Below are 15,731 nucleotides of genomic sequence, written 5' to 3' on the forward strand. Positions count from 1 at the left end.
GCCACAAAAACTGCCGCGGCAGATCCCAGAAAGATCAACACTATCCTTTTGTTTTTCCTAACCGATTCTATGTTCATGATCAGTAGATGTACACTTTGGATCCCGCGCTCATGGTTTTGTAAACTTCTTCCAGGTCTTCATCGCCCATCCTGACACATCCGTGTGTGACAGGTTTCCCAAGCAGCCGCTGGTAAAGAGTTCCGTGGACCATATATCCGTTTCCCAGGTCGAGTTTATATTCCCCAAGTGCATATGCGTCATAGCGGGAGGGATGGTTTACCGGCGGTATGGGCAGTCCTTCTTCTATATAAGCCCAGTCAGGTTTCGTCCAGACGGGAGAAGTTTGTTTGTTCAGTACTTTTCTGACCCCTCTTGGCGTCTTGAATATCCATTTCTGGTTTTCTCCAGCTTCCAGTTTAACGTATTTTCCCGTTGAGCAGAGACCCTGGCGGATCAGCTTTTTCTTCAGGTACAGGGCGAATTCGTTCTCATTGGTATTGATAGTAAGGTAGGCAGCCGCGGGGGTGTATTTATCCATCTGTTTTTGGAGCTTACTGATCGAATTTTCAATCGATTTGGTCGCTTTTTCCAGGTCAGTCACAGTTGAGTCAGCAACAATGATTTCTTCAGTTCCGGATTTCATGGCCCTGAGCGATGCATTCTGAACACTGGGTAACAGGTAGTAGACAAAGGCCCAGAGAAAGATAAGCAAAGCAAGAACTTCAATGGTCCCGGTCAAAAAGCTCAAAGCCACCCGCGTTGGGTTACGGTGCCAGAATCCTGATTTACCCGAACCGTAGGATGCAGATTCATTTCCGGAAGTTGGCTTATCTGGTGATATATGCTGGCTTGCCGTGTGCGGGTTCATATTAAATTATCCTGATGGGTTCAAGTACTGATTATTCAAATGCATCATCCCTTCCAACAAGGGAGCCGATAATGGTAACGGGAGTACCTTCACTGACAGCGTTGAAGATAATGTCCATGTCTTTGTTGGTCAGGGCAATGCATCCATCCGTCCAGTTAGCTCCCCTGCCTCCGCCGCCATGTATTTCGATCAGACCACCAATCTGGGCTGAACGCGATATCCTTCCTTCCCTGACATCTCTTGAGAAACGTTGTCTATCCTCCCCATTGGGATAATTTAAAAGCAAAGCCTTGTAATATTTGGTTTGATGGTTTGATTTCTTCTTGGTGACCGTATAAAAACCTTCCGGAGTGGCTTTATCCCCTTTGTAACGCTTTGTGCCGATCCAGTTCCTTCCCATTTCTGCGTTGAAGGTATATTTCAAGGCTCCATTTTTATAGACATAACATTTGCCTGAAAACTTATCCACCAGGATGGCGGCAGAATGATTTTTCCTGGACAGGTCAATGGTCTGGTCGGCCCATTTCACCCAGGCGTTATAGTTGCTGAAATAATTGGCCACCAGGTTATTCGTGTACGACATGGCTTTGTGGATCAGGTCTTTCGCCTGGGTAAGCTTTTCGAGGCTGATCAGGTAATTGGCCTGTTCGTAATTCACCTCACTTTCAGCCAGAAGCAGCTTGCCTTTTTCGTATTTCTTTGACATGTCATCCCCGATAGGAAGGCGGTCGAAGATCACTTTGAAATCACGCACCTCCTGCCGGAGTTTATCAATGTCGGTTCGCAGGGTTTTTTTCAGATTTTGGGATTTTTCCACGGCGTGGTCGCCCGCCAGCTTGGCATTGGTTTCAGCCAGGATGGCGCAAGAACGACACGGATCAAAGTTACGTTTGAGGAAGAATTCCTGGTTCTGGAACTTCCACAGGAGGAGGGCTGAATCGTACAGGCGCTCGGCGCGTTTGAACTGTTCGGGGTCATAAATATGTGCATTGACCGACCGGGCAGCGGACACGGCCTGCCTGGCTTTGCTTATTTGTTCCACAGGAGGGTCAGGCGCAAGTTGAACCAGAAGGAAGGTTACGGCTACACCCAGGGCAATGAGGGTAAGAAAGGTTGACATTATTCTTATGATCCTGCGTTTGCTCCGTTTCATGGCTGGTTAAAATGATGGGCAAAAGTAAAAAAAAAATAAGGCTGTTCAACCGGTGTTGAACAGCCTATATGAACAAAGTTTGTTTGATAACTCAGGCTTAGAATTTTATTCTGGCTTTGGTCAGGACGTCCTTGATTTCAAGGTTTTTCGCCTCAACCTGCTGCTTGATGGCATTGACCTTATTTAGTGCACCCATAAAGTCACCATTGGCAAGCATCGTGGCAACTTCCGTGATGGCGCCGTCAACCACGCCAAGTTCTGCCTTAATGGCTTCAACAGCTTCTCTTTCGTTTTTGCCCATGGGCAGTTTGGCTGCAAGGGTGTTGTTTTCGAGCTGCATGGCAGTGATCGTAGCCAGAGTAGCTTCAGCTTCAGCTTTCACTTCAGCCTTTTTCGTTTCAGTATTGGATTTAATGGTAGCGGCCATCGTCGGGATAGTCGCCAGCAGGGTCTTTACATTTTTGTAGCTCTTGAAGAGTTTACCCTTTTGAGCTTCCACTCTTTCCAATGCCACTCTCAATGAATCATTGATGGCAGTGAATTCTCCCGGCAGATAGATATCAGCCTGGGCACCTCTTACTTCTTCAATGGCAGCCTTGGCCGCATCGATCTCGGCCTGGGGCACCTTGGCACAACCAGCAAAAATCAGCATCATGCTGACAGCTGCGATAACAAATAACAGATTTTTTTTCATGATTTGTCCTCCGAAAATTGGTTTTTAATGATTGATCGTTTGTTAGTTTTTTATTAATTGAAAAATACTCCCTATAATTATGATAGAATTCGGAATAATGGATCTTTGGTTGATTCTTCCCTGACTATGTAATGGCGAAAACGGATAAATGTCTGGAAGTGTTTGAATTCATGGACGATGTCAGAAAATGATTTTCCAAGAAGAAATTGACCATGCAAAGGTAATTAAATATTTCTCTGTTCCAAATACTTTCATTAATTTTTATAAAGAATTTATAAATATATATAAGATATTGATGTGATTGTTGTAGAGGATGGTCAAAACTCTGAAATAAAGATGATTGCAAACTTGTCTGAATGTACTAAGACGGTTCTCCAGAGAAGAGAGAAAACCGGGAGTCGGGATGGTGAGATTTGAACTCACGGCCTCCACGTCCCGAACGTGGCGCGCTAACCGGACTGCGCTACATCCCGAATTGATTTGAACTCAATCAGCAGAACAATGGGTTGATCCAAATGAACGATTGAAAATTCAAACACGTTTTCAGACGGCCTCAATCCCATCCTGATCGTAACGATTTTATTGCTGGAATTGAACAAACACGTACATGAAAACGGCCACAAAAGTAGTGTTTTTTCATCAAAAACAAAATAACGACCTTGATTTAAATGCAGCACGAAATACGATTGCAAATTTTCATAGCGGTTGTCGCGAGGGTAGTTGAGAAGAGGAAGGAACACAGGAATCGGTAAGTCAATGAATGCCATTGTTAAAAATGTTCATTTTCAGGCGTTTCGGTGAAAATTCTGTGAAATTCCAATTTTTTAAAGAAAGAATGATTGAAAACGTTATTTTTGACCGCTTTAAAAAAGGATGATTTTACATGATGCAACATTTTATTCATCATCTGCTCAGATTCAGTTGTCTGTTTGCGGTGGTTAGTTCCTGCAGCTGGCTGGATCCATCGGATCCTGTGGATGATTTATTTTCAAATCCGCCTGACACGTCCAATTTACTTCCACTTCCCACTTCCACTACCGCTGCCTACAGGCAGGAACTCATTCGGAAGGAACAGTATTTGGCTGACGGGAAACAGCGCCAAACCGGGAATGTTGCTACCCCAAAAGATGGTGATGATTTTCGGTTTCAGAACCTGGATGGTATTCGTTGGGAAAATGCGCAGGTTCGCCGTGGTGATTTCCGGGGTGTCAGTTTCCGGACTGCTTTGGCAGATGGTAGTATCTTCACTGGTTCAGACTTCCGGTTAGCCGATTTGCGCTGGTCTTCTTTTGATGAGAGCCGGATGGATCATTGTGACCTGTCCCAGTCCGTGCTTTTTCGAACATCTGTCAATGATGCCTGTCTGGATTCTGCTGATTTCAGGGGGGCCAACATGTTTGGTGTCAAAGGCCACCGTTCTTCGTTCATCAATGCTGATTTTTCGAATGCGCTGATGAAAGAATCTGAGCTTATGGATTCCAATTTTTCGCATAGTAAAGCGATCAAAGTCAAATTTATCATTACCGTTTTTTCCGGTTCCCGATTCGATTCAGCCGATTACAGTTATTCTGATTTTACCGGGGCAGGTCTGGAAACCTGCAGTTTTGTCCATGCGCGCTTGCACGAGGTTTCGTTTAAAGGGGCCCACCTGCAGGAAGCGGATTTTTCAGGGGCGGATCTGCTGGGTGCTGATTTTTATGCTGCTGAACTGGCAGAAACAAATTTTGCAGGTGCTAAAAATATTCCGGCGGATCTGTTGCCTTTCATCAATGAAGAAGGCCTGGCAACAGGGATTGTATTTTCCAAAAACGGAGGGCATTGAGCCCGTCAAACAGTAAAATTGCCTTTCGGTTCAAAATCGCCCGAATGAATCACGCATCAGTGGTGTTGCAGGCATTCTTCCAGGTAAGGATGATGCCTGGGTACCAGGGGAGCTTTGGACAGCGATCTGCCAACGAGATAGGTAAACAATCCGGCAAAACCAACATACATACCCACTTCGATCCATCCAATCTCAAGTTTTCCGTAGGTTCCGACGATAACCTGCTGGTACAGGTCGATCCATTGTCCAAGGATGATGATCACACAAATAGCCAGCAGCGTATTTTTATGTGAAACCAGGTAATTGGAAAGCAGAAGTGCAAACGGGACAGCCCAGTTGATGATCAGTTCAAGGTAAAAAAATGCCTGGAATTCACCCTTTGTTCTGGGAAGATAATACACGGTCTCTTCCGGGATATTGGCATACCATATCAGCATGTACTGGCAGAACCACAGATAAGCCCAAATGGTGCTGAGGATGAAAATATACTTGGAGAAGTCACTCAAATGAGCTCGCGTCAGGAAGGGGAAATAACCGGATTTATTTAAAATGATGATGATCAGTACGATCACCGCAGTCCCATGGTAGAAAGCCATGGCGAAATTGCGGAAAGCAAAGATCGTACTGTACCAATGGACGTCGATCGACATGATCCAGTCAAATGTAGCCAGACTGAAAGTCACCGCTAATACAAAAATATATACTTTGGAGTAGAACTCACTTTTCTGGAAGCTGGCCCGTCCTCCCTCCTGATCTTCACGCAGGGATAATCGCTTCAGGAGCCGGGTGAGCAGTATCCAGACGACGAAATAAATGACAGACCGTAATACAAAGAAAGGAATGTTCAGATAGGGTGCTTTATGTGCAATGACAGGGTCGTGGCTGGCTGCCTGGTCATGCGCCCAGTGATATAAATCAGGCATGCCAACGATAAGGATCGGGAGCATTAAAACTGCGATGGCCGGGATAACGTTTCCGATGGCATGCGGAACCCGGATAAAACCGGAAGACCAACCTGTGTGGGTGATATATTGCAGTGCTGCAAAAAATGTTGCGCCGATGGCCAGTGACAGGAAATAATAATTGTTCATCAGGTAATTTGCCCATGTTTTCACCGGATTGACCAGGAATCCGGCGGCAAGGGTGATCAGTCCGATTCCCATCATGGCAAAGGTCAGATAAGTAAATCTTCTGGAAATATGCAGCTGGGTGTCTGTATAGGTCGTTTCCATAATTTATTTTCTCGTTTTATAGGTCGGTTATTCAGCCAATTTCCGCACATAGTGAATGATTTCCCAGCGATTCTTGGGTGTAATCTGTGCACCGTGCGCTCCCATGAGGCCCGATACGGATCCCGTGGTGATCACGTGATAGATTTCACCATCCTTTTTGCCCTGGACATAATCTTCCACGAGCGAGGTCGGTTGTGCAATGAATTTCCCGCTCTTGAAAAGTGTTCCGTCGCCTTTTCCCGCGGGCCCGTGACACAGGGCACAAAAGATTTCATAGTGTTCCTTACCGCTTGCAAGTGTTGCTTCATCTAGGGCAATGGGATTTTCGAGTTCCTCGCCGGCTCGTTTCTGATCATCGGCTGATTTCGCCTGGTAGGAGTAAGGCATGTGTCCCCTGGGTATAGTTCCTTCGACAGGACCCTGCATGGTAATGCTATCGGCGAAGATCGGATTGGCGGTGTAGAGATCATACGGTTCCGAATAATACATATCGGGCATGTAAGCATATCCCGGGTGGTTCCTGTCGTGTTTACAGGAGCTCATCAGCAGGCTCAGAAAGCCGATGAGGAGCAGCATATGGTTTAGACTATTCTTCTTCATAGGCATCAGGGTTAATCATGTTCTTCTGCAATATAACCTTCCGGCTCAGGTTTTTGAAAAATTTCTGATGCGCCGGTTTCCTTCAGGATATTCGTAATCCGAACCACATCCTCCGCTGAAAAATCAGAGAGCTTTTCAATTACAAGGGCGAATTTGTCGTCCGTTGTCCGCGGATCGATCATGGTCACTTTTTTACCAGGCCCTATTTTTTGTCGGATAAAGAACGTGGTAAAGGTGAAAAAAACGCCAAAAAAGATGGTTCCTACAAAAAGAATGATGACAAATGAGAGGGTGTTAAGGGGTTTCCCGCCAAACTTCAGCGGATAGCTGATCACCGATGACCAATATAAAAAAACATAAATCAAAATCAGCCCGACTGTGCTGTAAAGAAATGTCAGCAACGGCAGGCGGGTTTTCAGCCCCAGCACCCCCCAAAGTTCATGAATGGGGAAAGGCGAGAAGACATTCTTAATTTTGATCCCTTCATCCCTGATCCGTTTAGAAGCAGCCACCAGGATGTCGGGGTCATCATAAATGCCAATGATGTTAATTTTTCCCATGGTTTATAGCGTTAGTCTTGCTTGTTTCCTTCAAAATACCCTTGAGTTCGCTGACGGCCATCATCGGAATGTACCGGAAGAATATGAGCAGGCCCATAATGAAAATCCCCAGGGTTCCGACATAAAATAGTCGTTCGTAAATGGTAGCATGATATGGCATCCAGGCAGATGGCAGAAAATCCTTGGATAGGGACGTAACCACAATTACATAACGTTCAAACCACATCCCGATGTTGATGATGATTGATATGATGAAAACCAGCAGAAGTTTTTTCCTGATTTTCTTGAACCAGAAAAATTGCGGTACAATGGCATTGCAAATGAGCATTGCCCAGTAAGCAAACGTATAGTTTCCGGTGATCCTGTTTTTCATGAAGGTGAACATCTCATATTCTGTGCCGCTGTACCATGCGGTGAACAATTCGGTCAGGTAGGCCGTACCCATGATCAGGCTGATGAAGGTGAGGATCCGGGCGATGGCATCCAGATGGCTCTGGGTTACAAAGCTTTCATATTTGAATACTTTTCGGACGATGATCATGAGTGTCAGCACCATGGCAAATCCGGAAAATATGGCGCCAATCACGAAATAAGGCGGGAAGATGGTGGTATGCCAGCCTGGTACGACCGATGTGGCAAAGTCCATGGAAACGATGGAGTGAACCGAGATCACCAGGGGTGCGGTCAAGCCGCCAAGCAGGATGGCGGTTGTTTCAAAGCGCAACCAGCCGCGGGCCGAGCCGACCCATCCAAAACTCAAAAAACTGTAAATAGCCTTCTTGACTTTGGAAGTAGTCCGCTCACGGATGGAGGCAAAATCGGGTATCATTCCGATATACCAGAAAATTCCGGAAGCCATCAGATAGGTAGAAATGGCCACGACATCCCAGAACAGCGGGGAGTTGAAATTGACCCATAAGGGCCCCCGGGTGTTGGGATAAGGGAAAATAAAAAAAGCGTCCCACACCCGGCCCATGTGCAACAAGGGGAAAAGTGATGCACATATGACCGCAAAGACGGTCATGGCCTCTGCGGCACGGTTGATGGAAGTTCTCCATTTTTGCCTCAGGATCAGCAGAAAGATGGAAAAGGCCGTGCCCGCATGACCGATACCGATCCACCAGACAAAATTGATAATGTCCCACCCCCAGGCAACGTTGTTATTGAGCCCCCATATACCGATACCTTCCGAGACCAGCACATACAGGCTCCATAGGCCGGCGGCAACCATGATGGCTGAGATCACAATACCGAAGTACCACCATCCTGGAGGTTTGTCAGCCTCGAAGGGTTTCAGGATCTCCCGGGTGATCTGACCATAGTTCTTATTGCCTTCTATGAGTACACCTCTGACTTCTGTTTTATACATAACAAAATGGTATTATATCCTGCTTGAATCGGCTTAATGTGTCACCTCTCCATTAGCGTTTTGTTGTTGCTCCTCTGACCAGTACACAGGATAATCGATCGAATAATTCCGTTTTTTATCCATTGGATCCATGTTTCGCACCTTGGTAAGGTAACTTACCGAAGGCAGCGTGTGAAGTTGCTCCAGAAGCTGGTAAGCCCTGGGGTTTGTGATGACTTGGCTGATTTCACTGTTCGGATCGTTCATGTCGCCAAAAACGATGGCATCTGCCGGGCACGATTCCTGACAGGCCATCTTGATTTCCCCATCGCTGAGCGTCCTGTTTTCCAGTTTCGCCTCCAGTTTCTTTTCCTGAATCCGCTGAACACACATGGAACATTTTTCCACCACCCCTCTTGATCTCACCGTGACATCCGGATTTAATACAAGCTTTTCCTGGTCATTGCCCATATTGTAATTAAATCGTTTCCGTTTTGTGTATTCATACCAGTTAAACCTTCTGACGCGGTAAGGGCAGTTGTTCATACAGTAACGGGTGCCAATGCATCGGCTGTAGGCCATCTGGTTCAATCCTTCGTCGCTGTGGGGTGTGGCAGCCACGGGACATACATTCTCACAAGGAGCATTGTCGCAATGCTGGCACATCACCGGCATATGCGTGACTTCAGGATTATCCACCTCCTCTGAATAATACCGGTCGATCCTGATCCAATGCATGATCCTGCGGTTCCGAACTTCTTCCTTGCCAATAACGGCCACATTGTTTTCAACCTGACAGGCAATGACGCAGTTTCCGCAGCCAATGCATGCATTCAGATTGATCGCCATACCCCAGTGAAAACTGTTGAAAACCGGCAGCGAATAGAGGGTCTGGTTTTGCTGGGCAACACCCTGGTGCATTTCATTGCCTGATTTCGGGTTTTCTTTCCATTCCTCAAGGGTTGTTTCCCTGACGATGGCCCTCCCTTCCATGGTATGATGGGTCTGGGTGGTAGCCAGGGGATAGGTTTTTCCCTCCATTTTTTCGATGCTGACCGTAGCGCCAGCCAGCTGACAATATCCATCTTTAAAGGATAAGAGCGGATACGCGTTTTGTCCGACTCCATCAGCTACCCGCCCCGCACCTGTCCGGCCATATCCGATGGCTATGCCGATGGTGTCCTTGTGCTGACCGGGCTGCACCAGGACCGGAAGTTCGAGCAGCCCATTTACTTTAATGACATCTTCATTTTTTAGATGATGCCTGGCTGCGTAAGAAGTAGCCACACAGGCGTAATTGTCCCATACTGCCTTGGTGATGGGATCCGGAAGTTCCTGAAGCCAGGGATTATTGGCATGCTTGCCTGTCCCAAGGCTTATTTTCTCATAAAGCACCAGTTCCGTTCCTTCGGATGGGATGGCATTGACCGTACTGAAATCGGTGGGTGTGCAGACTGGTTGTGAGGCATCCTGCCTGGTTACTTCAAACACACCATCATGCACGCTTTGATTCCAGAAACTGATAAAATCCGCAAACCGGCTTTGTTTCGGAAATACGTTCTGTTCCCAGAAATTTTGCATGAAATGGTAGTAGTCAGTGTCAGTGCCTGCCCATCTCAGAAGACTTTCCTGTGCCTGCCGCGTGTCGAAAATTGTTTTTATCACGGGCTGGGTCAGACTGAAGGAATCCCTGATGGGTTCTGCATCATTCCAGGATTCCAGGTAATGGTTGTCCGGGCAGATGTACTGGCATAGCCGGGCTGACTCGTCGGGAGTGTCGCTGAAGGATACCGTCAGCGACACTTTTTTGAGCCCATTGATGAATTGCTGGGACAGGGGATAATCGTATACCGGATTGGCTCCAAGGAGGATCAGCCCATGAACGAGTCCTGAATTCATCGAACTGATCAATTCGGCCATCTTGTGATCGCTGCCCTGTTTGATCATGACCGGATGGGCCAGGTCAATCGTTGTACCATAGTTGCCCAGGATATCGTTCAGGCGATTGACGGCAGCCTGGATATAGAAATCATTGGTGCCCGATACGATAAGTGATTTACCCTTGTTCTCCAGCAGCTCTTTTGCCAATCCCGACAGATCCAGGGAACTTGCCGGAGATTGGATAGCAGGTAAACCCAATGCCAGGGAAACCTCCTTGAGCAGATTCAAGAGTACAGCCAGCTCTTCTGTTGGCTTGATGGGTATTCTGGTATCGGCATTGGAGCCTGTTAACGACAGGTATGATTCAAACTGGATATGTTTTGACAAAGAATTACCTTTGGTCAGCTTGCGTGTAGTGGCGTAATCCCTTGCATAGGTTACCGGGAGTATCCAGTTACCGAGAAAATCAGCGTTGAATCCAACGATCAGGTTGGCTTTGTCAAACCGGTAGGAGGGAATAGCCCGCAGGCCAAAATTGGCCTGGTTGGCATCGAGCATAGCGGCAGCTGATACCGTGTCATAGATAACCCATTCGGTGGTAGGGTAAACAGCCCTGAAATTTTCGATCACTTTTTTCGTGGAAGGGCTTATAATGGTTGTGCTGAGAATGACGATCTTTCCATTGCCGGAATGGATCTGTTGCAGGGCGGATTGAATTTCCCCGTCAACTGTCGCCCAATCTGCCGTTTGATGGTCCTTCACCGGTCCCCTCAGGCGTTGAAGGTCGTAGAGGCTAAGCACCGATGCCTGAACACGGGCGGAGGTTCCTCCCTTGGTGAGGGTGGAAAGCGAATTTCCTTCGATTTTGATAGGCCTTCCTTCACGGTTTTTTACCAGGATGCTGCAGTATTCATGTCCATCATAAAAAGTTGAAGCATAGTAGTTCGCAATGCCCGGGACAATTTCCTCGGGTTTATTGAGATACGGTATGGCCTTTCTGACCGGTGTTTCGCAGCTGCTGGCCATGGCAACGTAACTCGCCGTGAAGCCCAGCATCTTCAGAAAATCCCGCCTGCTGTGCTTGCCCGCCTTTTCCTCAGCATTTAATCCGTCGGCTGAAAATTCCGGACGACTGTGGCAAGATTTTTCCGAGCCCTGTTGCCCTGCGAGACGTTGATTTTCTTCTATACTTCTCCAGTATTTTTTCATATAGAGAGCTGTTGAATACCAGGTGATTAACTATTAATAATGACATCTTGCACAATTTGTTCCGCCCACATCATCCACACTGACAAACGTTTTGTCGTTTGTTTTGAGATCTTCATGGAGTTGCTTGTAGGCGGCATAAAATTCATTCTCCAGAAACTGCACTTGCTGGGTCCGGTGACATTCAATGCACCAACCCATACCCAGGTCATGAACCTGGCGTACCCGGTCCATTTTCTCCACCTCACCATGACACTCCGTACAGTCCATCTTCCCTGTTTTGAAATGCTGTGCATGGTTGAAGTAAACATGATCTGGCAGGTTATGCACCCGGATCCATTCGATGCTTTTCCCACTGGAAATCGACTGACTGATTTTTGCAATTTCAGCAGTGCCGCTGTAGGTTCCTTTTTGAATTACATTGTGGCAGTTCAGGCAAAGCTGTGGAGAAGGGAACCCGGCGCTTTTGCTGATCGTGGCTGTACTGTGGCAGTATTGGCAGTCGATCTGATTCTGTCCTGCATGGATGTAATGTGAAAAGGCTATGGGTTGGTCTGGCTCGTAATATTGCTGGCGGCCTAAGGCCTGTGCCTCTTTGACCGTAATTCCTGAAATGATAGTGAGGGTGATCAGTATGATTGAGATGTGAAAAAATTTTGCTTTGATGAATTTTAAAAATATCAGATCAACCAGGGAGAGAACCAGGAGAAGGAGGGAAACGAAAAAGGCAAGCCTGTAATAAGCCCACGGGTGATGAGATTCACTCATGAAAACATAAGGCTTGCCATCGATCTCAACCGGAGCGACAGGAGCTGCCGGGGCAGTGGCAACTACCGCCTGTGCAGGATCGTAATTCGCTATGTAATCTATCAACAGGTTGATTTGTTCGTCGGTGTAGGTGACCGGCGGCATGGTTACCTTGTTGTATTCCTCAAAAAGTTTGATTGCATATTCATCACCCGACTGGATCACCTCTTCTGAATTCCTGATAAAGCGGATCAGCCAGTCCCGGTCGCGCCGCTCGGTCACCTTGTATAAATCCGGACCGATTAGTTTCCCTTTTCCTATGCTGTGGCAAACCCCGCAAACCTGGAACATTTTGACCGGGTCGTCTTCCTGCGCATAGCTGTCCTTATTGAAAGGCAACGAAAAGCAAATGATCAACAGGAACGGAATCGTACACGAAAATTTATTGCTGACCTTGCGTAATAAGTGATGCATATTCATTCTTTCTTGATAATACGTTAAGCCATGTTGGGATCTAAATCTATCATATTCAGACCTTTGAATACTATAAAATGCCCTGCTTTCATCATCCTGGAAATGCCGGTTAAAAATAAAAAATATAATTAAAATGGATGGCGATATTTTTTTCAGTTTTGACCAAATGATGCAGGCCACCGCACTCAATGTGCGGATATATCTCAGAAAATCATCAGAAAAAAAATTCTACAACATGGTATTATTATCAATTAAATGTTTAATATTGTGATTTTTTTGAAGAGTTGGAATTTACCTGAAATCAATAGGTTGTTCCGGTCCTGATCAGCGTGGAATAGCCTGGATCTATTAATGTTACGTTAATTATGTTCCTCAATCAAACCACCCAGTATGCATTGCAGGTCTTAATTGCCATGTCACGGGACACTGCAAAGGTTTATACTGCCCAGGAATTGTACGGGCAGCTGCATGTTCCGTTGCGCTATTTACGAAGACTGTTGACGAATCTGACAAAAATGGGATACACAGAGAGTATGCGGGGAAGAAGTGGCGGATTCAAATTGAGCCAGGATTCAAAGAATAAAACACTTGCAGAGATCATTAACTCTTTTGAGCCGCTGGATCTGCACAATTCGTGTTTTTTTGGAATGGTAGATTGCGAACACCACCACGATGGCTACTGTATTTTGCATGACCCATGGCAGATTTACTGGAAGGAAATTATTTGGATCCTGCAAACCACTACGCTCAGACAGGTTTTCACCGCAAAAAAGTCATACAAAAAAATAGTTTTCCTGCATGAAAAAATAAAATAATACCTTTGTATAGCATATTTTAATTTTTTTTTACTTTTGTCGACAATGCTAACCTTTAAAATGAAAAATTATGAGTAATTTGTTTACAAGATTTTTTGTTTTGGCTATTGCCTGGCTACTCGTCGCCTGGTTGCCACAACCGGTGTCCGCACAGCAGACACTGCAAGAAGTCCAAAATATCCGGAGTCTGGATGACCAGGATGTGTTGGCAGCCGTTAAAACTTTCATGCCCAGAGGGGGCCGGGATGAATATTTTGCATTCCTAGGCACCGGTAATTCCGGGACAATGGTTGTTTACGGCATACCTTCCATGCGAATTTACAAGTATGTAGGGGTGTTTTCACCGGAACCCTGGCAAGGGTATGGTTTTGATGATGAAAGCTCCTTGATGCTGAAAAAAAATTCGCCTGATAATCTGATTTACTCTTACGGTGACATGCGTTATCCAGCCCTGGCTGAAACCAATGGGAAATTCAATGGGAAGTATCTGTTTTATTCCGATGGCGCCAATTCAAGAATAGCCATGCTTGGACTGGATGATTTTGAAACCAAGCAGGTTCTGGCACACCCGCTGTTCACAAGCACCTTTGGTGCGGTAGCGGTGACACAGAATACGGAATATATCATTCAGACCAGTCAATACCCTGCCCCATGGGACAATAAAGCCAACACGCTAGCCGATGCCAAATCAGGGATCACCTTCTGGAAGTTTTATGACCCGGTTGGAGAAACCGAAACGGGGCATCACATCGGAAGAATTATCAAGGAAGAGTCGTTTACCCTTGAGCTACCGCCATTTACGATGGATTATTTTGATGCCGGGCGTCTGGAAAGCCACGGACTTATTGTAGGCATTGCCAGGAAAGGGGATGCACATTACCTCTATGTGATTGATTTCACCAAGCTGACGGGCGCTGCCAAGGTTAGTGTTCACGAATCGGATGTGGTGACACTCGGCAAGGCTGTTGAGGCCAAAGCCATTGCCATGATCGATATTGGACAAAAAGTCTCCAAAGTCAAGGTTACCCCCGACGGCAAATACTTCATCACGGCTTCCGATGAGGCGTTTGTGTTCGATTTCGGGAAAGTAAAAAATGCCATGAGTGCCGGGTCATACAGTGGACAAACCGATGGGAGCATACCTTTGATCGACAAGAGTACCGTGCTGCATGGCTCTGTTCCCCTGGGGAAAGGTGCTCAGGATGTTATTTTTGAATACCGGAAGAATGTGGCTTACGCTTCATTCTATGATGATAAAAAAATTGTCAGGTGGAATTACACTTCGTTAAAGAAAGAAAGTGAATTACCCCTGACATTCAAACCATCCCATTTAATGATCCCTCAGGGTCTTTCAGCCGAACCGCATTCCAATTACCTGATAGCGGTCGATAAGGAAGGGATCTACGACAATTATCCAAGCGTAGGACCGGTGCGTCCCAGCTTCCAGCATCTCATCGATATTTCGGCGGATGATGAAATGGTGGATATTTATACGATGAGCATACCGCAGGCGAATATTTACGGATCTACTGCCGTTCTGCGTACAACCATCAAGCCGATCATACGGTATGAAACCGGAACCAATACAAGAACCGGTGAAATCAGTGAATATAAAACGGTTGCCGGGATGGAAAAAATTGAGAGAGAGGGTAACCGGGTTCATGTTTTTGGAACGTTGATCCGATCGCATATCGTACCTGAAATTGTTGAGGTCAATGAAGGGGATGTGGTTACATTCCATCTGACTAATCTCGAAAGGGCAGAGGATGAAACCCACGGTTTTACCATTGATACGTATGGAAAACACGGAAGCTTTGAGCCGGGAAAAACAGCTTCATTAACGTTTGTGGCTGACAGACCCGGTGTTTTCCCCTTTTACTGTACGGAATTCTGCTCTGCACTCCACCTTGAGATGGAAGGTATTTTCCTGGTCAGGCCCAAGAATTATAAGGGTCCTGAAGCCGGAGAAGAAGAGGTGCTTACCAAAGAGCAACTGGCAGAATTCAAGAAAAACTATGAGGATAAGATCAAAGTCATCAATGAAACCCAGGCTGTTATCAACAGTGTGGTGGATTGGCTTACGCAGAACAATTACCAGGATCACTCCTATGTCAAGGCCCTTGTTGAAGATGCTGTTGATCAGTTGAACCAGGCAGAACTGGCCAAAACAAACCATGAGCGGTATGCCAAGGAAGGTAAGTATAGGGACGCATTTTTATGGGCTGAACAATACTGGCAATATCAGGTCAAGGCAGCGGATGTTGGACTCCGTGCAAAGGAATTGCTTAGGATTACGCTCGAGGAACAACAGTAAATTGATTTAACGAATTT

The 15,731-nt window shown here is 46.2% G+C and carries 12 protein-coding genes and 1 tRNA gene; 3 read left to right on the top strand and 10 right to left on the bottom strand.

Features of this window, described 5'->3' with window-relative positions; all coding sequences use genetic code 11:
- Positions 1-79: 79 nt before the first annotated feature.
- The 4 genes from PKI34_02945 to PKI34_02960 form a co-directional block, all read right to left on the bottom strand.
- Positions 80-868, bottom strand: a complete 789-nt coding sequence (locus tag PKI34_02945) for a L,D-transpeptidase (protein ID HNS16759.1) — start codon at positions 866-868, stop codon at positions 80-82.
- A 31-nt stretch (positions 869-899) separates the two neighbouring features.
- A complete protein-coding gene (locus PKI34_02950; GenBank protein HNS16760.1) occupies positions 900-2,021 on the bottom strand; it encodes a L,D-transpeptidase in 1,122 nt (373 codons plus the stop codon).
- A gap of 97 nt (positions 2,022-2,118) precedes the next feature.
- Positions 2,119-2,715, bottom strand: coding sequence for a hypothetical protein (locus PKI34_02955; protein ID HNS16761.1), 597 nt, complete (start codon positions 2,713-2,715; stop codon positions 2,119-2,121).
- A 398-nt stretch (positions 2,716-3,113) separates the two neighbouring features.
- Positions 3,114-3,188 (bottom strand) — tRNA-Pro (locus PKI34_02960).
- 410 nt (positions 3,189-3,598) lie between these two features.
- Here PKI34_02960 and PKI34_02965 point away from each other — a divergent pair.
- Positions 3,599-4,537: a pentapeptide repeat-containing protein gene (locus PKI34_02965; GenBank protein ID HNS16762.1), complete on the top strand. Its 939-nt coding sequence runs from the start codon at positions 3,599-3,601 to the stop codon at positions 4,535-4,537.
- A gap of 56 nt (positions 4,538-4,593) precedes the next feature.
- Here the strand turns inward: PKI34_02965 and PKI34_02970 are convergent, their stop codons facing one another.
- The 6 genes from PKI34_02970 to PKI34_02995 are packed head-to-tail and all read right to left on the bottom strand — an operon-like array spanning position 4,594 to position 12,591.
- Complete coding sequence (locus PKI34_02970; protein HNS16763.1) at positions 4,594-5,769, bottom strand: hypothetical protein; 1,176 nt, start codon at positions 5,767-5,769, stop codon at positions 4,594-4,596.
- A 27-nt stretch (positions 5,770-5,796) separates the two neighbouring features.
- A complete protein-coding gene (locus PKI34_02975) occupies positions 5,797-6,369 on the bottom strand; it encodes a cytochrome c (GenBank protein HNS16764.1) in 573 nt (190 codons plus the stop codon).
- Positions 6,370-6,380: 11 nt separating this feature from the next.
- The gene (locus PKI34_02980) at positions 6,381-6,929 is read right to left on the bottom strand and encodes a DUF3341 domain-containing protein (GenBank protein HNS16765.1); all 549 of its coding nucleotides are present in this window, start codon (positions 6,927-6,929) and stop codon (positions 6,381-6,383) included.
- Positions 6,916-8,298 (bottom strand): polysulfide reductase NrfD, encoded by a 1,383-nt coding sequence (nrfD, locus tag PKI34_02985; GenBank protein HNS16766.1) that lies wholly within the window; start codon positions 8,296-8,298, stop codon positions 6,916-6,918. Before nrfD ends, PKI34_02980 begins: the two co-directional genes overlap by 14 nt.
- 33 nt (positions 8,299-8,331) lie before the next feature.
- Positions 8,332-11,367 (bottom strand): Fe-S-cluster-containing hydrogenase, encoded by a 3,036-nt coding sequence (locus tag PKI34_02990; GenBank protein HNS16767.1) that lies wholly within the window; start codon positions 11,365-11,367, stop codon positions 8,332-8,334.
- A gap of 33 nt (positions 11,368-11,400) precedes the next feature.
- Positions 11,401-12,591: a c-type cytochrome gene (locus tag PKI34_02995; protein ID HNS16768.1), complete on the bottom strand. Its 1,191-nt coding sequence runs from the start codon at positions 12,589-12,591 to the stop codon at positions 11,401-11,403.
- Positions 12,592-12,950: 359 nt separating this feature from the next.
- Between PKI34_02995 and PKI34_03000 the strand changes: the two genes are divergently transcribed.
- The gene (locus PKI34_03000) at positions 12,951-13,400 is read left to right on the top strand and encodes an Rrf2 family transcriptional regulator (GenBank protein HNS16769.1); all 450 of its coding nucleotides are present in this window, start codon (positions 12,951-12,953) and stop codon (positions 13,398-13,400) included.
- Between the two features lie 70 nt (positions 13,401-13,470).
- Positions 13,471-15,714: a cupredoxin domain-containing protein gene (locus tag PKI34_03005; protein HNS16770.1), complete on the top strand. Its 2,244-nt coding sequence runs from the start codon at positions 13,471-13,473 to the stop codon at positions 15,712-15,714.
- Positions 15,715-15,731 lie beyond the last annotated feature (17 nt).

Source organism: Bacteroidales bacterium (assembly GCA_035342335.1).
Classification (GTDB): Bacteria; Bacteroidota; Bacteroidia; order Bacteroidales; family JAGONC01; genus JAGONC01.